The organism is Yersinia canariae, assembly GCF_009831415.1.
Taxonomy (GTDB): Bacteria; Pseudomonadota; Gammaproteobacteria; order Enterobacterales; family Enterobacteriaceae; genus Yersinia; species Yersinia canariae.
In genome coordinates, this window is record NZ_CP043727.1 from 171,138 (window position 1) to 196,039 (window position 24,902).

The following is a 24,902-nucleotide window of genomic DNA, read 5'->3' on the forward strand; positions in this document are numbered from 1 at the left end:
GACAGCCTCTTGAGTGAGATGGCCTAGTGTATGGCATAAGAAATAAAGAGTATTGCAGAATTTGCAATGTCACATTGTTAATATATCAATTTCAGCAATGTGTTTCCTGTCATATAGTGAATCTAAGGTAATCCCCGGCACAGACAGGGGATGTGAAAAAAACAGTATCAGTACACCAACACAACATTCGTTTGCAGTAACAGAAAAATAGCTGCACCCACAAAACAGAACCCGAACGGAGTAATACCATGGCTAACTATTTCAACACATTGAACCTGCGCCAGCAGTTGGCGCAATTAGGTAAGTGTCGCTTTATGGCACGTGACGAATTTGCCGATGAAGCAGGCTACCTGAAAGGGAAAAAAGTGGTGATTGTCGGCTGTGGCGCACAAGGCTTGAACCAAGGCTTGAACATGCGCGACTCCGGTTTGGATGTGGCTTATGCCCTGCGCAAAGAAGCGATTGCAGAAAAGCGCGCTTCATGGCGTAAAGCGACCGAAAATGGCTTCAAAGTAGGGACTTACGAAGAGCTGATCCCGCAAGCAGATTTAGTGGTTAACCTGACACCAGACAAACAGCACTCTGCAGTGGTTCAAGCTATTCAACCATTGATGAAAGAAGGGTCTGCACTGGGTTACTCCCACGGTTTCAACATTGTTGAAGTAGGCGAACAAGTTCGTAAAGACATCACCGTAGTGATGGTTGCGCCGAAATGCCCAGGGACAGAAGTTCGTGAAGAATATAAACGCGGATTTGGCGTACCGACACTGATTGCGGTTCACCCAGAAAACGATCCTAAAGGCGAAGGTATGGCGATTGCCAAGGCTTGGGCGGCGGCGACTGGCGGCCATCGTGCTGGTGTGTTGGAATCCTCTTTCGTTGCTGAAGTTAAATCTGACCTGATGGGTGAGCAAACTATCCTGTGTGGTATGTTGCAGGCCGGTTCACTGTTGTGCTTTGACAAACTGGTTTCTGAAGGTACTGATGCCGCTTATGCTGAAAAACTGATTCAGTTTGGTTGGGAAACCATCACTGAGGCGCTGAAACAGGGCGGGATTACGCTGATGATGGACCGTCTGTCCAACCCAGCTAAATTACGTGCTTATGCGCTGTCGGAGCAATTGAAAGAAATCATGGCTCCGCTGTTCCAAAAGCATATGGATGACATTATCTCTGGCGCATTCTCCAGCGGGATGATGGCTGACTGGGCTGAAGATGACGTTAAATTGCTGAACTGGCGTGAAGAGACCGGCAAAACAGCATTTGAGAACGCGCCACAGTACGAAGGCAAAATCTCTGAACAAGAATATTTCGACCACGGTGTATTGATGATTGCTATGGTGAAAGCCGGTGTTGAATTGGCATTCGAAACCATGGTTGATTCTGGCATCATCGAAGAGTCTGCTTATTACGAATCTCTGCATGAATTGCCACTGATCGCCAATACTATTGCACGTAAGCGCCTGTATGAAATGAACGTTGTTATTTCTGATACTGCTGAATATGGTAACTATCTGTTTGCCAATGCAGCCGTACCCTTGCTGAAAGGCAAGTTTATGGATTCTCTGCAAGCGGGTGATTTGGGTAAGAGTGTTGCCGGTACCGCAGTCGATAATGCTCAGTTGCGCGATGTAAACGAAGCTATCCGTAATCACCCAATCGAAGCTGTTGGCCATAAGCTGCGTGGGTATATGACTGATATGAAACGCATTGCTGTTGCGGGTTAATCCCCTTAGCCCCTGAGGCGGCAACACTGATGTGAGGATTGGATAACATCCTTTCCACTTGAAAAAAACGCGACTATTTATTCATGGTCGCGTTTTTTGTTCATATTAATAAAATAAATAAAAAGTGCTTCAATTTAAAAGAAGAAGATTAATGCGGGGAATTCAAATTATTTTAACTCGTTGGGGAGCATGGGCCAGAGATAACGCCCATTTGGATTTTCCATATATCGCTAGCGGTTTGAAAAGGTTAGTGATGTGAAACAAACCAACTCAAATTTAAATGAATGACATTGGCACAGAGCCGCAAATCGACTCTGTTTTTAGCAAACATATCAAACCGCCATCACCGTAATTTACTTCAGCCCACGGCTAAAAGCTTTACGATTACCTAAATCATCGACTAAGACAAAATCAACAGTTTTACCGCCCGCAAGTGGTAAACGGTTGAGTGGAAAATCCAGCTTAGAGAATGGGGCGACCATATCTGGCAATCCTTCAGCCGAACCCAATGTCAGAGAGGAGATTGATGCATAATAAGGTGTTGGATTATCAACTTTAATCATGGCTGTATTGCCGTTACGTTCTAAGGCAAAAGTTAACGCTTTGCTGACGGCATCCGCTGGCGCGGGCAGGTTTTTAGGGCGATAAAATACTTTGTATTGCATGCGCAAAGCCAGTGTGACGGAGGACTCATTATCAACTTTAGTTGTTGTTTTCGGTGGGATTTCATAAACATTGAGCCAGAATGCAGATTCTCTATCCACCGGTAACTTACTGGCACCCGATAAAATCAAACGCAAGCTGCGTTGGGCTTGTGGCTGTAACCGAAATAATGGCGGCAACACTAATACCGGGGAAACGGCTTTCTCCGGTGTTGCCATCAAATCGCCATCATCCACCCAGACCTGCACTGCCACCGGGTAGTCATTACTATTGACCAACTGCAATGATTCTTCAGTGCTGCCTTCGCTGAAGATAATACGTGTCTTTTCTGCCACTACACTTGCCATGGCCGGCACACTACAGGTCATGATGAGCAATAATAGCAACCCACTGATTCTGTGGTTGAAACACAGATTATTGAACCCGGATAACCACTTGCGCATGCGCATTCACAGCTCCTGCCGTCACAGTTTGCCCGCTGATTTTACTTAACTCAGCCCGAAAATTCTCAGTGTAACTGTTGCCCCCACTCACGGTACCGGTGATTTCTTGAGCACCCTGGAAGATGCCATACCATCCTCCGTTATTACCGGTTTGAGTGACATTTTTTGATAGTAAATAAATTGGACTATTGTTGCGGTAGATTCGGATGCCAACGCCGCTGGACATTCCGGCAGCGCCATAATTATCTGAAACTAAATGACTTATACCACCGCTGCCGTTCATTAATCCCAATGCTTGAGCTTTGGCCGCATTTGCTGCTGGCACCAAAAAGCCCATGGCCACCGCGCCAGCATTGACGCCGGAGGTCACTCCTGTTTGGCACTGGAAATCAACACTGAACTCAGCCGAACTGGAGCTTCCATTATTCAGTTCCGCCACTGAAATTCGGGGTAAGATAACGGTCGGGGTGAAATGAGTTACCGCGCAAATTGTGGTACGACGGAAAGTCACATAGTTATACAACCCAATAGAGGCAGGCCAGGTCGAGTACCAGCCGGGCCAGTTTGATACTGAGTCGGTTCCTTCAATTGGGCCGCTAATCCCCGGCCCTTTAAAGGCGATATAGGCATTGGGCTGAGTATAGGCATAGGTATAAGATGCTGCGTTGTTAGTCCCCGCTCGGGCATAATCAATACGAAATAGCTCAGTATATAGATTACTGAAATTCTTAGCTTTAACCAGAATACGGCCAGAACTGTCTTTATCAAGATTAGTTAAGCGCCGCCCTTTCCATAAGCGGGAATAATATTCACCTGTTGATAGATTTGTAAGCCTGATAACTACGTTGCGCACATACGTCGCGAAACCGGAGGGAACATTGCCAGCAATCGCGCCATCTTCATTTTTGCCACCATAGTCATTATCCCCGTTAGTGGCATACATTTCGAAGAGTTGGTCAACATCTGCGGCCTCACAACGAAATAGCACGCGATCTGGGTCATAGCTGGTATTCAGGGCAAAAGTGGTAAAGTCGGAAGTCGCCGCTGCCAATAATGTGCCATCGGGTTGAAAGTTTGCATTGGTGCTGAGATCAATAAGGCAAGGTAAGCCGAGTGACCCGTTATTATAATCAAGAGAACCCGCCCAAGCGCTTGCGGTGCCGTCACCGGCACCAAGCTGACTTTGTGCTGTAATTCGGAGGCAATTTGACCATGCTGAGGTGCTAAATAACCCTATTATTAACATCGTTCCCGCCACAATATACGGGCGACGGGAATAAGGAGGCATTGTTGGCCGTGAGACTTCGCAAGATATTAACTGCTCTGTTGGTCTTAACATTATTTTTCTCATAATGGTTACCGGCGGCAACTGCCTGTTATATTGATAATATCTTGTTCAGTATCTTGGTGAGCAAAATTATAAGGTAATTCGCACTGCTCATTGCTGTTTTCACCCCAACGAACATAAAGCGAACCTTTATTATCTTTCACTCGTGCATAGATCTGATTCCCCTGGCCCACCATACCGACAATTTCATCTTTGCTATTATAAACATCAGCGCCCAAGGGTAATCCTTCACCATCAGCAGTTTGGGTTTGAATTAATACCGCATAGCCGGTCAAGGTTTCGAATTTCACTTTCACAGCGGCCCCAGCATAAGGAACCACGCGCCCCTGATTTTCTTTCAGCTCCGTATTGCGATTAATTCCTTTAGTATCCAAACCGACTGTATTGTAATTATAAGGTGTTAATGACGGCACCAGAGCAAAGCCATTATTATCAATCCTCGCCCCTTGTGCATTTCGCACTGTTGCACCTTGAGCGCCATCAGCTTCAATTAAACCGAAAGTGTCGCCCAAATAAGGCCCCAGTGTGACACCTTTACTGTGGATAACAGCAGCTCCGCGAGCACCAGCCCCATATTGGGTATAGTTATTGCCACGAGAATAGCTGCCATTGACGGTAGCATTAGGGAATTGCTTCTGCACATTTGCCCCCCAACTATTTGAGCTACCGCTGATATTACTATCGTCATAACCTGCATTTACTGAATAATTTAAAGTATTACGTTCACCGGCGGTGCCTGATAATGACGTCTGATAGTTATTGCCACTTTTCGGATTGCGGTTGGCAGACATGGATAAGTATTGATTCCTGCTGCCAATATTCAGTGGAATAGACACGGTCAATGACGCGATATTTTCGGTATTACCGTAGCGCGTTGTTGTCATTGTTTCGTCCGTATCATCCGTATCCCAACCAAACTGGGTTGAGGTATAAATTGTGCGCTGGCGGCTCAGTGCCACGTTATAGCTAATATCTTTATAACTATTTGAATAGTTTAGCTGTAACTGCGTATCTCTTTGTGTGTCGTTATAATAATCACTGGTCGACGCTGAGGCTGAAAGTTGCCCATAACCACTCAGAGTTTGGTTTATTGTGGTGGTAAATTGGCTACGTTGTTTATATGTTGATGAATCCCAGGTTCCGCCATTCTTTTGCACTGAACGCACACCAAATACATCATTTAAATCACGATACCCTTTTGTGGAATAGCGATATCCAGCCAGCGAGAATGAAGTGCCAGTTTCATTAAATGTCTGGCTATAGGTGGCTTGCATCCGCCAACCATCTTGAGTTTTATTATCTTCAACTTTGGCGTGGGAATAGGTGGTATTAAGGCCAAACGCGCCAACCGGCGTACCTAATACTCCCCCCAAAAGTAATGCCGTATAATCTTGCGCTAAACGAAGGCCACTGTTGGCAGTTAATTGATTTGTAAGACCGCGCTCATAGGTAAAATCAGTGAAATAGCTGTCAATATTGGTGAAGTCACGTGATTCCCCAACCACTGCATTATAACGGCTTACACCAGGGCGCATTGAATCCGGCACGGCACTGAAAGGCACAGTAAATGTCGAACGGCTACCATTAGCCTCTATAACTTCAACATTAAGGTCACCCTGGCTGGTGGTGCTGTATAAATCGTTAATAACGAATGGGCCAGGGGCAACATTAGTTTCATATATTTCACGCCCATTCTGGCGAATAACGACCCGCGCATTACTGGTGGCAACACCACGGACTTCAGGGGCAAAACCGCGCATCGATTGTGGCCACATACGCTGGTCAGTAGCCATTTTGACACCACGAAATGACATCGTGCCAAATAAGGTACTGTCGGTGAAGGTTTCACCCAGCGTTAATTGGCTATCCAATGATGAGATAGGGCGTTGCACATAAGTGCGGATATTATTCCATTGAGTATCGCTGTTATTATTGTTACTGGCATAACGCACATTTGATTGCTGACGTAATTGCCACAATCCGAGATTGAGGCCACTTTTTAAGCCAACAAAACCATAGTCAGATGTATTATTTTGCTGAGATTGCGTATCGCTACGATAAAAGTTAGCGCTGTAGTTAACGAATGCGAGTTTTTCACCTTCCACCCACTCAGCACGGTCAATATAGTCCCGAGGCCGTTTTTGTAATAATGCTTGGGGAATAGACAGTTCCAAGCGCAGTTTGGCCTGGTCGAAATTAAAAGACGCGCCTTTGACGCGCTCCGCTAATGGTACGCATTTCTCGGTGGCAGAAGATATGGTATCCGCAGATGTAATATCCGCAGATTCTGAGGGTATGGATTCACCCTCAGTGGTATTAGATTCTTTCGGTGAGGTAGTATTTTTATTGGCCAGCTCAACGCCAGCCGCAGTTAATAGCTCATCACTCAGGCAGGGAAATACTTCCGACGAATCGGCATTCTTAATAAACTGAACTGTGGTGCGTTTGAATGGTTTGTTATTAACCAGGATATCTACAGCATCGTAATTTCCCGGTGTGACAGAATTCTCTTTATTCAGTTGATTCAAACCGGAAGCAAAATTTGTTCCTAAAAAAAGTGATTCATCAAATTCGAGATTTTGTGGCTCTTCCTGAGCCGAAACAGTATCGACATATAAAATCAAAGTTATACACAGCGTTAATGCTTTTTTACGGCCAGAGAACTTCTTTTTTAGAACGACTTGTGAAAGCCCCATAAATATTCCTTCGCCGGAAAGCCACTACTGAGTTTTATAGCTACCGGTATCCTGCCCACCGAAATCATTTACCAACAGGAAGTTAACAATAGCATTTGAAGGTGCAGATGAATTTGGGATAACCCATTGAATCTGAGACATTGGAGGGATCATCTCTGATTTCATTTTGAGTTTTTTACCCCCCCCAACGACTTCACCACTGGCTATGGTGGCATAGAATCCTGTTGGGTTTTTACCCGTAACAACAACATCTTTACCTTGTTGGCGTACATTAAAAGTCAGTGCACTGGAGACTTGGTCAACACGGCCCGTAATATTTTCAGGGCGATAGAACACTTTAATGCGATTGCGCATCAACACTAACATTTTATTATTCTTTTCTGCTTTATTTACCGGCGGAACCTGTAAAAAATTAAGGTAGAACACGGATTCTCTATCCGTCGGCAAACCACTACCGGTATATTTCAGCCGTAATGTTTGACCTGCATTCGCTTCAATACGGAAAAAAGGCGGAGTAACAATAAACGGTGCTTTCCCTGTCTCTGGTGTTGACTGAGCATCACCACTGTCTAGCCAGACTTGGACAGCATTAGGAAAGTTATCTTTATTCGTTAATTGGACACTGTGCTCTTTTTCTCCTGCCGCATATATAATTCGGCTGCCACTCATGACTACACTGGCATTAGCAAAAGATATACCCATAAGAATTAATAAAGTGATAAGCAGATAACGGTAGCCATTTATATTAAGCATGATGGGAATATCCTCTGAAGGAAACGGGTGGAATAGTTAAACTTTTTGAACTAGAAGTTGTAGGGGTTAGCTGTGTCATCACCCAAATGGCTTACCGGAGTAATTTCATTGAGCTCAACTTGCTGCCACCTACAACTCCAATTACTTAAAGTATATCCTATCCTACGATACTGATATTAGAGGTAGGAAACTGCATATTGTACAGAGGCGATCACAGAACCAGGGCCAGCTTGACCGGTTGCAAAATACTGCACCGCAAAATCATGCTCAGCTGCTGTATCACCTGCTTTTAACACGATACCATCTTGTGCCACGCCGCTATTCAAATCGATACCTGCTGTGGTTACTGCATCTTTCAGTAATTGAAGCTCAACATTTGCCGCTGTGCCACTGTTTTTTAAGTTGCCGGAAGTTGTTACTTGGTTACCAACGAAAACAGTTTTGATATTAATATCATCAGTACTTGTTGTGCAGCCAGATACACCCAGAGTAAAGGTTGTTTTACCTGCAGTTTTACCAGAAGCATCTAAATCGCCACTTGATACTGTTGGCAATAATACTGTTGGGTTTGCGTCAAGGCCGTTGACGGTAACAGAACAAGTTTGTGCTGTGACTTCCCCTTGGAAAGTAATTGTATTATTGCTGGCGGCCATTGCTACAGTTGTAGATGCTGCGAATAATGCCATAGCCAAAGTAATCTTATTCATTTAAAACTCCAATATAATAATTAGAAATTGGTCAAACGCTCGTTGCATTCAAATGCGGATGAGTATTTAACTTAATAAATATGAAGTGGGTTAATGACTATATGTGCGAATATTATTCGATTATACTCGTCAGCTTTCCACATGGTGTTGTTTCATTAAAGTAATTTGGTAGCCATTATTCCGACTGCGTCCATTACTTGATGATGAGATAATATAGAAAGTAATGCTTGCTGCACATAAGATAAACAAACCAATGTTTGTGGGAAAATTCCTATAATAATTAAATTATATCTTAAATTAATCTAAGTGATTGTATTTAAATGAATTGTTTTTAAAATAAAAAACGACTAATGAGATCTTTCTTGTTGTTTTTATTGGGAATTTGTTTTCATCGTGTTTTTCTCGCGTTTTAAGATGACTAGAGAATGTTATTTCATGCTCAGTTTGTAAAGTTAAGTCGGTATTTTGTATGGATATAATTTATGGGTGTCTTGAGTGCTGGGAATATTAATGTTCTTTTAAAGAAGAATGACTCTGCGATACATATTGAGGCAGTAATAAATAGATAGGCAGAAGATAGGTTATTTGCGCCGCCGGTAAGGTGGCGCATGACTAACTTAATTACGATATAAAACTTTAATAATATGATAACCAAACTGAGTTTTTACCGGGCCATAAGGTTGCAGCAATTCGCAGCTGAATACGGCTTTATCGAATGCCGGGACCATATCCCCTTTATTGAACTCACCCAGATCGCCGCCATTACGTTTTGACGGGCAGTTAGAGAACTTTTTCGCTAACTCTTGGAAATTTGCACCGTTATTCAACTGTGCCAGAATATCGTTTGCCTGCTTTTCATCATCAACCAGGATGTGCAGTGCAGAAGCTTTGTTTGCCATAGTAACAATCACCACCAATTTATTGGGTAGGGTTATTTGAACGAATATTATCTTCAAGGGAGCCTTGAAGCGCGCCAGTGTAACGTATTTTAGTCATGATGGGGCCACGCTGGTCAGCGTTTTACAAATCAAAAGATGGTCACTGTTTTTTTTCAGCAGTCGCTTTCTGCTACAATCCTGTTCCCCCGTTTATCTACAGAGCTTCCGAGTGCTATGCGATTAAACCCCAGCCAACAACAAGCTGTCGAATTCGTCACCGGGCCCTGCCTGGTGTTGGCCGGTGCGGGATCGGGCAAAACCCGAGTCATCACCAATAAGATTGCGCACCTGATCCGCCAATGTGGCTATCAGCCAAAACATATTGCAGCGGTAACCTTTACCAATAAAGCCGCCCGCGAGATGAAAGAACGCGTGGCTCAGACTTTAGGGCGCAAAGAAGCACGGGGTTTGATGATTGCGACATTCCATACTTTGGGGTTGGAAATCATCAAAAAAGAGTACAAAGCGCTGGGGATGAAATCTAATTTCTCACTGTTTGATGCGCAGGACCAATTGGGTCTATTGAAAGATTTAACCCACAAATGGTTGGAAGACGATAAAACGTTACTGCAACAGTTGATATCCCAGATCTCAAATTGGAAAAATGATCTTCTTGATCCAGCCGCTGCGGCAGCACTGGCACGATCTGAGCGCGATAAATTGTTTGTCCATTGCTATGGCTTGTATGACGCCCATTTAAAAGCATGCAATGTTCTGGATTTCGATGACCTTATCTCCCTGCCAACGTTGTTGCTGCAAAATGATCTGGAAGTGCGAGAGCGTTGGCAAAATCGGCTGCGCTACTTATTAGTAGATGAATACCAAGATACCAATACCAGCCAGTATCATATGGTTAAGCTGCTGGTAGGTAGCCGGGCGCGTTTTACCGTAGTGGGTGATGATGACCAATCCATCTATTCATGGCGCGGTGCGCGACCACAGAACTTAGTTTTGCTGAATGAAGATTTCCCTCAGTTGCAGGTGATTAAGCTGGAGCAGAACTACCGCTCTTCGGGCCGAATTCTGAAAGCAGCGAATATCTTGATCGCCAATAACCCCCATGTTTTTGAAAAAAGGCTATTTTCTGAGTTGGGTTATGGTGATGAGCTCAAAGTGATTACCGCTAATAATGAAGATCATGAAGCTGAACGAGTGGTCGGGGAGCTGATTGCCCACCATTTTGTGAAAAAAACGCAATACAGCGATTATGCCATTTTGTATCGCGGTAACCATCAGTCACGGTTATTTGAAAAGCTGCTGATGCAGAACCGCATTCCATATCGTATCTCTGGCGGAGATTCATTTTTCTCGCGTCCAGAAATCAAAGATTTACTGGCTTATTTGCGGGTATTGACCAATCAGGATGATGACAGCGCATTCTTACGTATTGTGAATACTCCTAAGCGCGAGATTGGTTCTGCGACAATTCAAAAGCTGGGTGAATGGGCTAATGTGCGTAATAAAAGTCTGTTTCGCGCCAGTTTTGATTTAGGGCTAGGCGAGCATCTGAAGGGGCGCGGTCTGGAGTCATTACAGCGTTTTACTCATTGGATGGACGGCATTATCCGGTTAGTGGAACGTGAACCGGTGGCGGCAGTACGGGATTTGATCCACGGTATTGATTATGAAAGCTGGCTGTTCGAAACCTCTCCTAGCCCGAAAGCGGCTGAAATGCGGATGAAAAACGTCAATTTATTATTCAGTTGGATGACCGAAATGTTAGAAGGGTCAGAACTGAATGAACCGATGACGCTGACTCAGGTTGTTACGCGCTTTACCCTGCGCGATATGATGGAACGTGGGGAAAGTGATGAAGAGCTGGATCAAGTTCAACTAATGACGCTGCATGCTTCAAAAGGATTGGAATTCCCTTACGTATTTTTGGTTGGCATGGAAGAGGGCTTGCTGCCACACCAAAGCAGCATTGACGAAGACAATGTCGATGAAGAGCGGCGGCTGGCATATGTGGGTATCACCCGTGCTCAGCGCGAACTGTTTTTCACCTTATGCAAAGAGCGGCGTCAGTATGGTGAATTGATTCGGCCAGAACCTAGCCGTTTCTTGATGGAATTGCCGCAAGACGATCTCAAATGGGAAAACGAACGCAAAGCGGTTAGCCCAGAAGAGCGGATGCAAAAAGGCCAGAGTCATCTGGCCAATATTCGAGAACAATTAGCGAAAGCTAAAAAGCCTCAGTAAATGTGAAAAACCAACAGTGGGCAGGTTTTGCTAACGGCACAGCACCTGCCCATCCGCGACTCATTAAGGTGCGACAGCTTTACCATCAACCTTGACGTTTTTCACATCGCTGAAGTGCCATGGTGTTTCGCCCCGCAACTCAGTGAAAGTCACTTTATTAAATTCACTATCACGTAAGTCACTGATTGCAGTCGGTGTGACATTATTAAACTGCACATTATTAAAATGTACCAACCGGTGCCAGGCTTTATTCGCGGTATCCCCTTTGATTTCAATAGATGCATTTTTGCCGGTTGTATTATCCACAGTTATATTTTTTACTGTGAAATCATAGAACTGAGCAGGAACTTTGGCTGGTGGATAATCAATGTTGGCATTACTGTCAGCATAATCCAGAGTCATCACCATCACTTGTTTCGCCAGATCCCGCATGGCATTATTGCGGAAAATCACATTGCGGGCACCCCCACCAATAGTGCTGGTGCTCTTGGCCCGCAGGCCGATGTCAGTCAGGTACATCACATTATTTTCGGCCAGAATATCCTCAATCCAGGCACCTGTATGACTACCCGTGACCACTGCACCGTGGCCCATTCGGAAATAGTTATTAAATAACCATGCGCCTTTCATTGGCTCTTGCTCTTGAGCCTTCTCCCCAGTGCCAGCCGCAAAATTGATGCAGTCATCGCCGGTATCAAAGAAGTTATTAAAGACCATAACATTCTGACTGTTACCGAACTCAATGCCGTCACCATTATTTGCATCATAGGTTTGGTGAATTAATCCATTGGCAACAACATTATGGTTTTCCAGATTCATAATGCCGTGGAAAGCCGGGTTACGCACAGTAAAACCGGCCAGATACACGTTTTCTACTCCGCGTAATGTCATTAAGCTGGAACGGCGTTGCCCGTAGGCATTTTTCAAATCCATACCATCGGAAACAGCCTTTTCAACCTGGTTTTTGGCTAAGATGCCATCTTCATGCACTTTACTATTTTTGCTGGCGACATATTGTGGCAATGAGCGGCCTAACTCATCAGTAATGTCGGGGGTTTTGGCGCGCAACCAACCATTTCCATCAATGACCCCAGAACCAGTAATTCGAATATTGCGGAATGTGCCGGGTTTGCTGTTATTGGGATCGATGGCATTGATCAGTGATGCTGGGCGCTCAATGGTGGAATAAGGGTAAAGGCGGTAACCGGCGGGGTAATCATCAGGATTTTCTGAACCGAGCAGTGTTGCGCCCGCTTGCAGATTGAGGGTCATATCACTTTTCAGCCAAAGTGCGCCACTTTTGTAAGTGCCGGAGGGGATTTCAACCCGGCAACCCGGTTTGCAGCTATCAATGGCTTGCTGTATAGCCTTAGTATTCAATGTCTTGCCATCATCGATAGCACCGAAGTCACGAACATTTATAATCTGCGGTTTAGCACTGGTTTTGACTGTGATGGGCTTGCTGGCAGCAGATAAAGACCCATCCGCGTATTGTGCTTTCACTGTAAATTGGTAGCTGGTTTCAGGTTTCAGGTTCGTGGCCGTAAAATTCTGCATCACGATTTTATGCTGGAAGTTATCTTTATCATTGGCATAAAAGTTATCGATATAGGGCTTGGCGGGGGAGAACTTATCATTGTTATCACTGGCTTTACCTAACAATTTTCCCGCAGAGAAAATCTGATAATCGACAATTTTGCGGGTATCTTCTGGCGCTTTCCACACCAGAACAATACTGCTCTCATCATAGGCGAGAGTAGGAACTTGCAGTTGCTGAGGAGCATCGGAGCTATTTGATTTTGCTGCCATTACTATAGGGCTACTCACCATTAGGCTGGTAATCATCACTAACATACTGGTGGTACATGGACGTCGAAGCTGTTCTTGCATTATTATCCCTTTTCAATAAAGAAACAGTGTTTTATAAAAATACATACAATGTTTCTTTTTTAAACTGAGGATGATCACAATCTGATAGTTTTATGAGGAATTACAGTGGGAATAATAAGAAGTGAAGGCGACCAAGGTCGCCCAACTGCAAAGAATTTAGTTAAATTCTTCTAATAAAAGTGGCCACTGAACATAGCTCTGCCAATGACTTTCTTGTTCTAATGCTTCCGCGCGATAAGGATGCTGCTGCAACCAGCCCCGCGGTAACAGGACATAAAGTGCTTCACCATTGGCCCGTAGCCTGACAGCTGGCAGGGTGTCATCCCGGCGACGGCTGGAGAATATGATTGCCAGTCGCAATAACCGGCACAGATGCTGGGCCATATCCACTGGCAATGCATTCTGTTGATTTAGCAGTGAAAGATCGAGAGTATCACTCTGATTTTGCAGCAAAGCTGCCAGTAGACGTTTTTGTGCAGGAGTAAAACCGGGTAGATCCAGATTACTTATCAGGTATGCGGCGTGTTGCGGAGCGCGTTTAAAATCGACGCTTAGGCCAATTTCATGTATCAAACACGCGTTTTGCAATAACTCACGACATCGGCTGTCGAGATGCCACTCTTTTTCTACTTGAAGCAAAAAATTATCAGCCAATTTGCTGACGCGCTTGGCTTGTTGAGTATCCAGTAAGTAGCGGCGCTGGATATTTCGCACGGTTCGGCCGCGAATATCCTGCTCCACTGGCAAATGTAGCATGCCATAGACCAGACCTTCGCGTAGCGCCCCCCCTGCCAGTGTCATACTTTCAATCGCCAGTTCCTGGAATATCGCGATTAAAATGGACAGACCACTGGGGAAAACCAGCGCGCGCTCTAGTGTTAAACCGGGGATTTCCAGTTCTTCTAGTTTGCCACACTGAATTGCTCTTTGTTTGAGCTGCTGTAATTTGGCTAAGGTAATCAGCTCGTCCATACCTTGGGCGACCATGATCTCTTGCAGGGCCTGAACAGTGCCAGAGGCACCCACGCAGATTTGCCAGCCGTGCTCACGAAATCGCTGCGCGACAGGTTTGAGCATTTCGCGGGCAGCCAATTCCGCGTGGTCAAAATTCTCTTTTGCCAGATTGCGATCGCTGAAGTAGCGCTCCAACCAGGTTACACAACCCATTGATAAACTGACTAGAATATTTGCCTGAGCGCCATTACCGGTCACAAGCTCTGTGCTACCACCGCCAATATCGACCACCAGACGCTGCTCTGGCCCACCAGTAGTATGTGCGACGCCGTGATAAATCAGACGTGCTTCTTCTTCACCACTGATGACCTGAATCGGGCAGCCGAGGATGTCGGTCGCAGTTTGCAGGAATTCTTCAGCATTGGAGGCCAGACGCAGGGTCGCTGTTGCCACCACACGAATCTGATCCAAAGGAATGTCCTGCAAACGCTCTGAAAAAAGCTTCAGACATTGCCAGCCGCGCTCCATCGCCTCTTGCGATAGGCGATTCTGGGTATCCAAACCCGCAGCCAGACGAACTTTCCGTTTGATTCGGGCCAGCGTTTGGATACTGCCTGCCACCTCACGTACTACCAACATATGAAAACTGTTGGAGCCAAGATCGATGGCAGCATAAAGTGAGGTGGAACTTAGCATCATTTATCAGCTCGGTCGCTTACGGTTATTCCGCGGTGCACCACTGCGACGTGGGGCAGAGTTACGGCGTGGACCATTCCCAGTGCGGGTTCGGGCCAGACGTTTTGGCGCCGGCAGATCAGTTAATAGCGCATCGCTATTATATTTACTTACTGGAATGCTATGACCAGTGTAGGTCTCGATTGCCGGTAAGTTTAAGGCGTATTCTTCACAAGCCAGGCTGATGGAATGACCACTTTCGCCAGCACGACCAGTACGGCCAATGCGGTGAACATAGTCTTCACAGTCATCAGGTAGGTCATAGTTGAAGACATGGGTTACCAGTGGAATGTGTAGACCACGGGCGGCGACATCGGTGGCGACCAGAATATCCAAATCACCTTTGGTGAAATCTTCCAGAATTCTCAGGCGTTTTTTCTGCGCGACATCGCCGGTCAGCAGACCAACACGATGACCATCAGCAGCCAAGTGACCCCAAATTTCTTCGCAGCGATGCTTAGTATTTGCAAAAATAATGCAGCGATCTGGCCACTCTTCTTCAATCAACGTCTGAAGCAGACGCATTTTTTCTTCATTTGAAGGGTAGAACAGCTCTTCCTGAATGCGGTGGCCGGTTTTTTGTAACGGTTCCACTTCAACATATTCGGCGTTATTCATTTGTTCGAATGCTAATTCACGTACCCGGTACGAGAGTGTGGCAGAGAACAGCATGTTTAAACGCTGGTCAACGGAAGGCATACGGCGGAACAGCCAGCGGATATCTTTAATAAAGCCCAGATCGTACATCCGATCAGCTTCATCTAACACCACAACCTGAATCGCACCGAGATTAATGTAATTTTGTTTTGCGTAATCGATTAAACGGCCAGTAGTACCGATCAGAATATCAACGCCACTTTCCAGCACTTTAAGCTGTTTATCGTAGCCATCACCACCGTAAGCCAAGCCTAATTTCAGCCCGGTTATTTGGGAAAGTGATTCTGCATCGGAGTGAATTTGTACGGCTAATTCACGAGTGGGAGCCATAATCAATGCGCGTGGCTGATTAGTCTGGCGACCCTCTTGCGCAGGGTGAGAAAGCAAATAATGGAAAGTAGACGCTAGAAATGCCAGCGTCTTGCCGGTCCCTGTTTGCGCCTGACCCGCTACATCACGCCCAGATAGGGTGAGTGGCAATGCTAACGCCTGGATCGGCGTACAATACTGAAACCCTTTGTTTTCAAGAGCTTCAATAACTAGCGGGTGCAGGGCGAAGTCGGAAAACTTCTGTTCGGTCAAGTGTGTTTTGCTCATAGTGTGGTAGAATATCAGCTAACTATTGCTTTACGAAAGCGTATCCGGTGAAATAAAGTCATCCTATTGTTGGTTAATGCTACACCAACGAGGTAGACACAATCCTTTGGAGTAGAACATGAGCGATAAAATTATTCACCTGAGTGACGACAGCTTCGACACAGACGTGCTGAAAGCCGAGGGCCTGGTTCTGGTCGATTTCTGGGCTGAATGGTGTGGTCCGTGCAAGATGATTGCTCCGATTTTGGATGAAATTGCTGAAGAGTATGCAGGCAGACTTACCATTACTAAATTGAATATTGATGACAACCAGGGTACGGCACCAAAATACGGTATCCGTGGCATCCCTACGCTGTTGTTATTCCGTGACGGTGAAGTTGTGGCAACCAAGGTTGGTGCCTTGTCTAAAGGTCAACTTAAAGAATTCTTGGATGCGAATCTGTAAGTGACATTAGCGGGTTAGTACCTAAAGTCATTGAAGTTGCAGCAAGGCAGCAAACGAGCAAATCCCGATGAGTTGACTCAGGTCAGTTATTCGGGTGAGTCAGAGCTGCTAACAGCGCTTCCGCTTCAAGGCTGTAGGGTATGTTTAGCGGCAGTTGTGATTTCTCACACTGACCGCTAGACGCCTGCAAAGAAGCGTGTTAAGTTTACTCTACTGCATATAGAACATTCCTGTGTATTGAGTCCGGGTTTGTAGCATCTAGCTTATTCTTTAGTATCTAATAAATAGTCTGTAGCATCTAAATAGTTTGAATCTAAAGCTTTACTCTATGTCGAAATAATTTGTGTTGAGAATATGTATGAACTCAATCGGTTTTTGACAGTCTAGTGTTTTACAAAATCAGTCTAAGGCACCTTCAATCTTTACACCGTTGTGTCGCGCATTCTTGCGTAAGTCATTACTTGCGTGGTTTGGCCCAAGGCCGGTGATTGAATGTCCCATTAAACAGGCACGGATGACGCTGCCATACCATTCACGACCATAGTTCGAGACATACCCCGAGTTTAAGAACCCACCATTATGAATCTTACCGAATTAAAGAACACGCCGGTTTCTGATCTGATAACACTTGGCGAAAATATGGGGCTGGAAAACCTAGCCCGGATGCGTAAACAAGATATTATTTTCTCTATCCTTAAGCAGCACGCGAAAAGTGGAGAAGATATCTTCGGTGACGGTGTGTTGGAGATATTGCAGGATGGATTTGGTTTCCTCCGTTCTGCAGACAGCTCCTACCTCGCCGGCCCTGACGACATCTACGTATCCCCAAGCCAAATTCGCCGTTTCAACCTCCGCACTGGTGATACCGTTGCCGGTAAGATTCGTCCACCTAAAGAGGGTGAGCGTTACTTTGCATTGTTGAAAGTTAACGAAGTTAACTATGACAAACCGGAAAATGCGCGTAACAAAATTCTATTCGAAAACTTAACTCCATTGCATGCCAACTCTCGTCTGCGCATGGAACGAGGTAATGGTTCGACTGAAGATTTGACTGCCCGTGTACTTGATTTGGCATCGCCAATCGGTCGTGGTCAGCGTGGGCTGATTGTGGCTCCGCCAAAAGCGGGTAAAACCATGCTGTTGCAGAATATTGCCACCAGCATTGCTTACAATCACCCTGATTGCGTATTGATGGTATTGCTGATTGACGAGCGCCCGGAAGAAGTGACCGAGATGCAGCGTCTGGTGAAAGGTGAAGTTATTGCTTCAACTTTCGACGAGCCAGCATCCCGCCACGTTCAAGTTGCTGAAATGGTTATCGAGAAAGCGAAACGTCTGGTTGAGCATAAAAAAGACGTTATCATTTTACTGGACTCCATTACCCGTTTGGCCCGTGCATACAACACCGTCGTGCCTGCTTCAGGTAAAGTTCTGACTGGTGGTGTGGATGCCAACGCCTTGCATCGTCCTAAGCGTTTCTTTGGTGCTGCTCGTAATGTTGAAGAGGGCGGGAGCCTGACCATCATTGCCACCGCATTGGTTGATACCGGTTCTAAAATGGATGAAGTTATCTATGAAGAATTTAAAGGTACCGGCAACATGGAACTGCATCTGTCGCGTAAAATCGCAGAGAAACGTGTGTTCCCAGCCATTGATTTCAACCGCTCAGGCACGCGTAAAGAAGAGCTGCTGACAACCACTGAAGAGCTGCAAAAAATGTGGATCCTGCGTCGTATCCTTCATCCAATGGGTGAAATCGATGCAATGGAGTTCCTCATCAGCAAATTGGCTACAGCGAAAACCAACGATCAGTTCTTCGATAACATGAGACGTTCGTAGGTTTTTTACCCGCAGAAATTGGGTTGCAGTTAATACGCTGTAGCTTCAAGTTCGAAAGGGTAGCAAAATTAAACAAAACGCCACGCGCAGTCGTGGCGTTTTTTGTATTTGGAATATACGATAGCCGGGATTGTTATCTACTCAGTGGATATGTAATCGAACCAACTAATAGTTTGGTAATTATTCTCATTAGCAACGAGAAAAGACTAAAAATAGAGTTGGGAATAACAACCAAGGCTGTCATCATATTCAGAAATAACTGAAAGCATAGGGAAGGCATGGTATACGCCAAGCCACATGCTAAGCTGTCGTATCTTTTTGCAGAGAGCGGTTAAACGTGAATTTACTCACTATGAGTACTGAAATATTTGTTATTTTCCTGTTTTCTCTGGCATTTTTATTTGTTGCTCGCAAAGTTGCCAAGAAAATTGGATTGGTCGATAAACCTAACTATCGCAAACGTCACCAAGGGTTGATCCCATTAGTGGGCGGAATATCCGTGTTTGCTGGTATTTGTTTTACCTTTCTGATTACTAATCAGCAAATCCCACATTTCCGCTTATATCTTGGGTGTGCCGGTTTATTGGTGTTCGTTGGTGCGTTAGACGATCGCTTCGATATCAGCGTAAAAATTCGTGCTTTTGTTCAGGCGCTGGTCGGTATCGCTATGATGGCGATCGCCGGGCTTTATTTACGCAGTCTGGGGCATGCTTTTGGCCCTTGGGAAATGGTATTAGGGCCGTTTGGTTATGTCGTCACATTATTTGCAGTGTGGGCGGCAATCAATGCTTTCAATATGGTCGATGGTATTGATGGTTTACTCGGCGGGCTTTCCTGTGTCTCTTTTGGTGCCATGGGTATTTTGCTGTATCAAAGTGGCCAAATGGCATTAGCACTGTGGTGCTTTGCGATGATTGCCGCCATTTTGCCTTATATCTTGCTGAACCTTGGTTTATTAGGACGCCGTTACAAGGTCTTTATGGGGGATGCGGGTAGCACTCTGATTGGTTTCACCGCCATTTGGGTGTTATTGCAAAGTACTCAAGGGAATGCGCACCCTGTTAACCCAGTGACTGCATTATGGATTATTGCCATTCCATTGATGGATATGATTGCCATCATGTATCGGCGTTTACGTAAAGGAATGAGTCCTTTCTCACCCGACCGCCAACATATCCATCACTTGATTATGCGTGCTGGCTTTACTTCGCGGCAGGCATTTGTCTTAATCACCCTGGCTGCGGCGTTGTTAGCGGCAGTGGGTGTCATCGGCGAACGGCTGACATTCGTGCCTGAATGGGTCATGTTGGCACTATTCTTGCTTGCATTTCTGTTGTATGGCTACTGCATTAAACGGGCATGGCGAGTGGCGCGTTTTATCAAGCGTATCAAGCGCCGGATGCGCCGTGCATCGCAAAATAAGCATGAATCTTAACCAGAGGCTTTTAGGCAGTGATGAAACCAGAATCTATGTCGACTGATAAAACAGGATCTACCAATAATGAGCCCGTTGTGGATAACGAGTTAGATATCCGCAGCCTGTGCCGCACTCTTTGGCGTGGTAAAGTGTGGATTATCGGTATGGCAATTCTTTTTGCTGCGATAGCGCTGGGTGTTTCCTACTTGGTGAAACAACAGTGGAGTGCGACCGCCATTACAGACAGGCCAACAGTTAACAATTTGGGGGGTTATTATTCTCAGCAGCAGTTTTTGCGTAATCTGGATAGCCGCGTGAATAGTGGTGTTGCCAGTGAGCAACCCGGTATCTCTGACGAAGCATACAGTGAATTTATTACTCAGTTAGCTGCTTACGATACCCGCCGTGATTTTTGGCTACAAACTGATTACTACAAACAGCGATTGGAAGGTGATGCTAAGGCGGATGCCGCATTACTGGATGAACTGGTGAATAATATTGTTTTCACCCCACGTGACGACAAAAAAATGCTGAATGACAGCATCAAATTGACGGCCGAAACCGCTTCTGACTCCAATAAACTACTGCGCAATTACATTGATTTTGCCAGCCAACGTGCTGCCAGCCATTTGAATGATGAAATTCAGGGCGCATGGGCTGCTCGCACTCAGTCAATGAAAGCTCAGGTTAAACGCCAGGAAGCTGTTGCCCAAGCCGTATTTGACCGCGAAGTTACTGCGGTTAAACAAGCTTTGAAAGTGGCTAGCCAGCAAGGGATTAATCGCAATCAAACGGACACGCCGGCTGAACAACTACCTGATTCCAAAATGTTTATGCTAGGTAAACCAATGCTTGAAGCCCGTTTGGAAACATTACAGGCTACCGGCCCAAGTTTTGATATTGATTACGATCAGAACCGAGCAATGCTGGCAACATTGAACGTCGGTCCGACGCTGGATAAAACATTCCAGGCTTACCGTTACTTACGCACACCAGAAGATCCGGTTACCCGTGACAGCCCGCGTCGTGTATTCCTGCTGATTATGTGGGGTGCGATAGGGGCATTGGTCGGGGCGGGTGTGGTGTTGGTTCGTCGTACCAGTACGCAAGCATAACCCGTGCCGTGAAGCGCAAAGTAATATTGACTATGAAGTAATGGGCGCATTGTGCGCCCAACTTGCAGGCGTTGTCTGCGGCTAACTGACCTTAAAGAGATTCACTGTGAAAGTGTTGACTGTTTTTGGCACCCGGCCTGAAGCCATTAAAATGGCTCCTCTGGTGCATGCTTTGGCTCAGGATGAAGCCTTTGAATCAAGAGTTTGTGTCACTGCTCAGCATCGTGAGATGCTGGATCAGGTGTTGCGTTTATTTGAGATTCAACCGGATTATGATTTGAATATCATGAAGCCGGGACAGGGATTAACGGAAATAACTTGCCGTATTCTGGAAGGGCTAAAGCCCGTTCTGGCGGAGTTTAAGCCGGATGTCATTTTGGTGCACGGCGATACGACGACGACATTGTCGACCAGCCTTGCCGCCTTTTATCACCGCATCCCTGTTGGGCATGTCGAAGCGGGCTTACGCACTGGGAATCTCTATTCTCCGTGGCCAGAAGAAGCCAACCGCCAATTGACCGGCCATCTTGCCATGTATCATTTTGCTCCGACGGAAAACTCGCGGCAAAACCTGTTACGTGAAATGGTGCCGGAAAACCGTATCTTTGTGACGGGTAATACCGTGATTGATGCGCTGTTCTGGGTGCGGGATCGGGTTATGAATAACCCAGAGTTACGTGCCAGCTTGGCGGAGCGCTATCCATTCCTCGATACCAAGAAGAAGATGATTCTGGTCACTGGCCATCGCCGTGAGAGCTTTGGGGGTGGGTTTGAGAGGATCTGTAGCGCATTAGCTGAAATTGCGCGCAAACATCCCGATGTGCAGGTGGTTTATCCGGTACATCTCAACCCTAACGTCAGTGAGCCGGTCAATCGTATTCTGAAAGGTATTGATAATATCATTCTGATCGACCCGCAAGATTATCTGCCATTCGTTTATCTGATGAACCATGCCTACCTGATCTTGACAGATTCCGGGGGTATTCAGGAAGAAGCTCCTTCATTAGGTAAGCCGGTACTGGTGATGCGTGATACCACTGAACGCCCGGAAGCAGTAGATTCCGGTACAGTTTTGTTGGTTGGCACTAATATTAATAAAATTGTCGATGCAGTGACCCGCTTGCTGACTGATGAAACTGCCTATCATCAAATGACGCGGGCGCACAATCCTTACGGTGACGGGCATGCCTGTCAACGCATCCTTGAAGCTTTAAAGAATCATCAGGTGACGCTATGAGTTTTGAAACTATTTCTGTTATCGGTCTTGGGTATATTGGCCTGCCAACTGCTGCCGCTTTCGCGTCGCGCAAGAAGAAAGTTATTGGTGTTGACGTCAATGCCCATGCGGTTGAAACCATTAATCGCGGTGCAATCCATATCGTGGAGCCGGACTTAGATAAAGTGGTGAAGATTGCTGTTGAAGGGGGTTACCTGCAAGCCGTAACCAAGCCACTGCCAGCAGATGCGTTTCTAATTGCCGTACCGACACCGTTTAAAGGCGATCATGAGCCGGATATGGTTTTTGTTGAATCAGCGGCTAAATCTATTGCTCCTGTTTTGAAAAAAGGCGATTTGGTCATTCTGGAGTCGACTTCTCCTGTCGGCGCCACGGAACAAATGGCCCAATGGCTGGCTGAAGCTCGCCCTGATTTGAGCTTCCCACAGACCGCGGGTGAAGAAGCGGATATTAACATCGCTTATTGCCCTGAGCGCGTATTGCCGGGTCAGGTGATGGTTGAACTGATTCAGAACGACCGTGTTATCGGCGGTATGACACCAAAATGTTCTGCTCGCGCCAGTGAATTGTACAAAATCTTCCTGGAAGGCGAATGTGTGGTGACGAACTCCCGCACGGCAGAAATGTGTAAGCTGACTGAAAACAGTTTCCGTGACGTGAACATTGCTTTCGCCAATGAATTGTCTCTGATTTGTGATGCGCAAGGAATCAATGTGTGGGAGCTGATTCGCCTGGCGAATCGTCATCCACGGGTGAATATTTTGCAGCCAGGCCCAGGTGTTGGTGGCCACTGTATCGCTGTTGACCCTTGGTTTATTGTGTCTCAGAACCCAGAGTTAGCGCGTCTTATCCACACTGCGCGTTTGGTGAATGACGGCAAACCACTGTGGGTTGTTGACCGTGTTAAAGCTGCCGTAGCTGATTGTCTGGCAGCGACTGACAAACGTGCTTCTGAAGTCAAAATTGCCTGTTTCGGTTTGGCCTTTAAGCCAAACATTGATGACCTGCGCGAAAGCCCGGCCGTTGAAATCGCGCATTTGATTGCTGAATGGCATGCTGGTGAAACATTGGTGGTTGAACCTAATGTTGAGCAATTGCCGAAGTCTCTGGCGGGTAACGTTGCCCTGAAAGATACCGCAACAGCCTTGCAGCAAGCGGATGTGCTGGTGATGTTGGTTGATCATAGCCAATTCAAAGCCATCAAACCTGAAGATGTGAAGCAATCGTGGATTGTGGACACCAAAGGAGTATGGCGTTGAGACGTATTCTAGTCACAGGTGGGGCCGGATTTATCGGCTCCGCAGTGGTAAGACATATTATCAATGGCACTTCAGATAGCGTGGTGGTGGTTGATAAACTCACCTACGCGGGCAATTTGGAGTCACTGGCAGTTGTCGCGCAAAGCGAGCGCTATGCTTTCGAACAGGTTGATATCTGCTCTCGTGCTGAGCTGGACCGCGTTTTTGCACAATATCAACCCGATGTCGTAATGCATCTGGCGGCAGAAAGTCATGTTGACCGCTCAATTGATGGCCCAGCGGCCTTTATCGAAACTAACGTCGTGGGCACTTACCAGATGTTAGAGGCGGCGCGTCATTACTGGTTGCAACTGAGCGCTGAGGCAAAACTGGCGTTTCGCTTCCACCATATCTCGACGGACGAGGTGTATGGTGACCTGCATGGCACGGATGATTTGTTTACTGAAACAACGCCTTATGCACCAAGTAGCCCTTATTCTGCCTCCAAAGCATCCAGTGACCATTTAGTCCGGGCTTGGCTGCGAACCTATGGCTTACCGACCTTGGTGACCAATTGCTCAAATAACTACGGCCCGTATCATTTCCCTGAGAAATTGATCCCGCTGGTTATTTTGAATGCGCTCGCGGGAAAACCGTTGCCAGTATATGGCAATGGCGCACAAGTTCGCGATTGGCTGTTTGTTGAAGACCATGCTCGGGCCTTATATCAGGTTGTTACCGAAGGTGTCGTTGGCGAGACGTACAATATTGGCGGCCATAACGAGCGCAAGAATATTGAAGTGGTTGAAACCATCTGCGCCCTGCTCGATGAACTGGTTCCCGCAAAACCGGCAGGAATTACTCACTATCGTGACCTGATTACCTATGTGAAAGACCGGCCGGGCCATGATATGCGTTATGCCATTGATGCAGGTAAAATTGAGCGGGAACTAGGTTGGCGACCGCAGGAAACCTTCGAAAGTGGTATCCGCAAAACCGTATTATGGTATTTGAACAACGAATCTTGGTGGCGACGTGTTCAGGATGGTTCTTATGCCGGTGAGCGTTTGGGCTTGAGTGACTGATACTCTTCATCTTTCAAGTTGCAGATGTGTTGGTTGCGCTCGGTCACCCGAATCACTGACTTATGTCAGCTCATCGGGATTTCCTTGCTTGCCGCCTTCCTGCACCTTGAAATCTATAGAGTATTTCGCTGGGTGATTGACGATAGGTTCGAAGTTTATTAATCATTGGGATGGCATCATTCAATATTTTGCATGATGTTTTCAAGACATTGTATGTCT

Annotated in this window: 19 protein-coding genes; 10 read left to right on the forward strand and 9 right to left on the reverse strand. The window is 46.1% G+C overall.

The window, feature by feature from the left end:
• The first annotated feature begins 248 nt into the window (after positions 1-248).
• On the forward strand, positions 249-1,727 hold the full coding sequence (gene ilvC / locus F0T03_RS00775; protein ID WP_145556038.1) for a ketol-acid reductoisomerase: 1,479 nt from the start codon (positions 249-251) through the stop codon (positions 1,725-1,727).
• A gap of 151 nt (positions 1,728-1,878) precedes the next feature.
• Positions 1,879-1,986 carry an antiterminator Q family protein gene (locus F0T03_RS00780; protein WP_159677046.1) on the forward strand — a complete coding sequence of 36 codons (108 nt, stop codon included), beginning with the start codon at positions 1,879-1,881 and terminating at the stop codon, positions 1,984-1,986.
• A 94-nt stretch (positions 1,987-2,080) separates the two neighbouring features.
• Here the strand turns inward: F0T03_RS00780 and F0T03_RS00785 are convergent, their stop codons facing one another.
• The 6 genes from F0T03_RS00785 to ppiC all read right to left on the reverse strand — a co-directional run bounded on the left by F0T03_RS00785 (position 2,081) and on the right by ppiC (position 9,236).
• A complete protein-coding gene (locus tag F0T03_RS00785) occupies positions 2,081-2,839 on the reverse strand; it encodes a fimbrial biogenesis chaperone (protein ID WP_159677047.1) in 759 nt (252 codons plus the stop codon).
• Complete coding sequence (gene stbD / locus F0T03_RS00790) at positions 2,805-4,121, reverse strand: fimbrial usher protein StbD (RefSeq protein ID WP_208787103.1); 1,317 nt, start codon at positions 4,119-4,121, stop codon at positions 2,805-2,807. Before stbD ends, F0T03_RS00785 begins: the two co-directional genes overlap by 35 nt.
• Positions 4,122-4,189: 68 nt before the next feature.
• A complete protein-coding gene (locus F0T03_RS00795; RefSeq protein WP_159677049.1) occupies positions 4,190-6,877 on the reverse strand; it encodes a fimbria/pilus outer membrane usher protein in 2,688 nt (895 codons plus the stop codon).
• 24 nt (positions 6,878-6,901) lie between these two features.
• Positions 6,902-7,630, reverse strand: a complete 729-nt coding sequence (locus tag F0T03_RS00800; protein ID WP_162526851.1) for a fimbrial biogenesis chaperone — start codon at positions 7,628-7,630, stop codon at positions 6,902-6,904.
• Between the two features lie 176 nt (positions 7,631-7,806).
• Positions 7,807-8,337: a fimbrial protein gene (locus F0T03_RS00805; RefSeq protein WP_159677050.1), complete on the reverse strand. Its 531-nt coding sequence runs from the start codon at positions 8,335-8,337 to the stop codon at positions 7,807-7,809.
• 617 nt (positions 8,338-8,954) lie between these two features.
• The gene (gene ppiC / locus F0T03_RS00810) at positions 8,955-9,236 is read right to left on the reverse strand and encodes a peptidylprolyl isomerase PpiC (protein WP_004704164.1); all 282 of its coding nucleotides are present in this window, start codon (positions 9,234-9,236) and stop codon (positions 8,955-8,957) included.
• Positions 9,237-9,449: 213 nt separating this feature from the next.
• On the opposite strand from ppiC, the gene rep reads away from it, so the two are divergent.
• Positions 9,450-11,474 carry a DNA helicase Rep gene (gene rep, locus F0T03_RS00815; protein WP_145556044.1) on the forward strand — a complete coding sequence of 675 codons (2,025 nt, stop codon included), beginning with the start codon at positions 9,450-9,452 and terminating at the stop codon, positions 11,472-11,474.
• A gap of 63 nt (positions 11,475-11,537) precedes the next feature.
• Here rep and F0T03_RS00820 read toward each other — a convergent pair whose 3' ends face one another.
• From F0T03_RS00820 to rhlB, 3 genes are all read right to left on the reverse strand, one after another.
• A complete protein-coding gene (locus F0T03_RS00820; protein ID WP_159677051.1) occupies positions 11,538-13,364 on the reverse strand; it encodes a glycosyl hydrolase family 28 protein in 1,827 nt (608 codons plus the stop codon).
• Between the two features lie 156 nt (positions 13,365-13,520).
• Positions 13,521-15,014 (reverse strand): exopolyphosphatase, encoded by a 1,494-nt coding sequence (ppx, locus tag F0T03_RS00825; protein WP_162527003.1) that lies wholly within the window; start codon positions 15,012-15,014, stop codon positions 13,521-13,523.
• A 6-nt stretch (positions 15,015-15,020) separates the two neighbouring features.
• Positions 15,021-16,307: an ATP-dependent RNA helicase RhlB gene (gene rhlB, locus F0T03_RS00830; RefSeq protein WP_145556047.1), complete on the reverse strand. Its 1,287-nt coding sequence runs from the start codon at positions 16,305-16,307 to the stop codon at positions 15,021-15,023.
• Between the two features lie 118 nt (positions 16,308-16,425).
• Between rhlB and trxA the strand changes: the two genes are divergently transcribed.
• From trxA to rffG, 7 genes are all read left to right on the forward strand, one after another.
• The gene (gene trxA, locus F0T03_RS00835) at positions 16,426-16,752 is read left to right on the forward strand and encodes a thioredoxin TrxA (protein WP_145556048.1); all 327 of its coding nucleotides are present in this window, start codon (positions 16,426-16,428) and stop codon (positions 16,750-16,752) included.
• 579 nt (positions 16,753-17,331) lie between these two features.
• Positions 17,332-18,591, forward strand: coding sequence for a transcription termination factor Rho (gene rho, locus F0T03_RS00840; RefSeq protein WP_004704159.1), 1,260 nt, complete (start codon positions 17,332-17,334; stop codon positions 18,589-18,591).
• A gap of 337 nt (positions 18,592-18,928) precedes the next feature.
• The gene (gene wecA, locus F0T03_RS00845) at positions 18,929-20,026 is read left to right on the forward strand and encodes a UDP-N-acetylglucosamine--undecaprenyl-phosphate N-acetylglucosaminephosphotransferase (RefSeq protein WP_145556049.1); all 1,098 of its coding nucleotides are present in this window, start codon (positions 18,929-18,931) and stop codon (positions 20,024-20,026) included.
• A 20-nt stretch (positions 20,027-20,046) separates the two neighbouring features.
• Positions 20,047-21,123 carry an ECA polysaccharide chain length modulation protein gene (gene wzzE / locus F0T03_RS00850; protein ID WP_162526852.1) on the forward strand — a complete coding sequence of 359 codons (1,077 nt, stop codon included), beginning with the start codon at positions 20,047-20,049 and terminating at the stop codon, positions 21,121-21,123.
• A gap of 106 nt (positions 21,124-21,229) precedes the next feature.
• On the forward strand, positions 21,230-22,360 hold the full coding sequence (wecB, locus tag F0T03_RS00855) for a non-hydrolyzing UDP-N-acetylglucosamine 2-epimerase (RefSeq protein ID WP_145556050.1): 1,131 nt from the start codon (positions 21,230-21,232) through the stop codon (positions 22,358-22,360).
• Positions 22,357-23,619, forward strand: coding sequence for a UDP-N-acetyl-D-mannosamine dehydrogenase (gene wecC, locus F0T03_RS00860; protein ID WP_145556051.1), 1,263 nt, complete (start codon positions 22,357-22,359; stop codon positions 23,617-23,619). The genes wecB and wecC overlap by 4 nt, the downstream gene beginning before the upstream one ends.
• A complete protein-coding gene (rffG, locus tag F0T03_RS00865; protein ID WP_181952448.1) occupies positions 23,610-24,683 on the forward strand; it encodes a dTDP-glucose 4,6-dehydratase in 1,074 nt (357 codons plus the stop codon). Before wecC ends, rffG begins: the two co-directional genes overlap by 10 nt.
• Positions 24,684-24,902 lie beyond the last annotated feature (219 nt).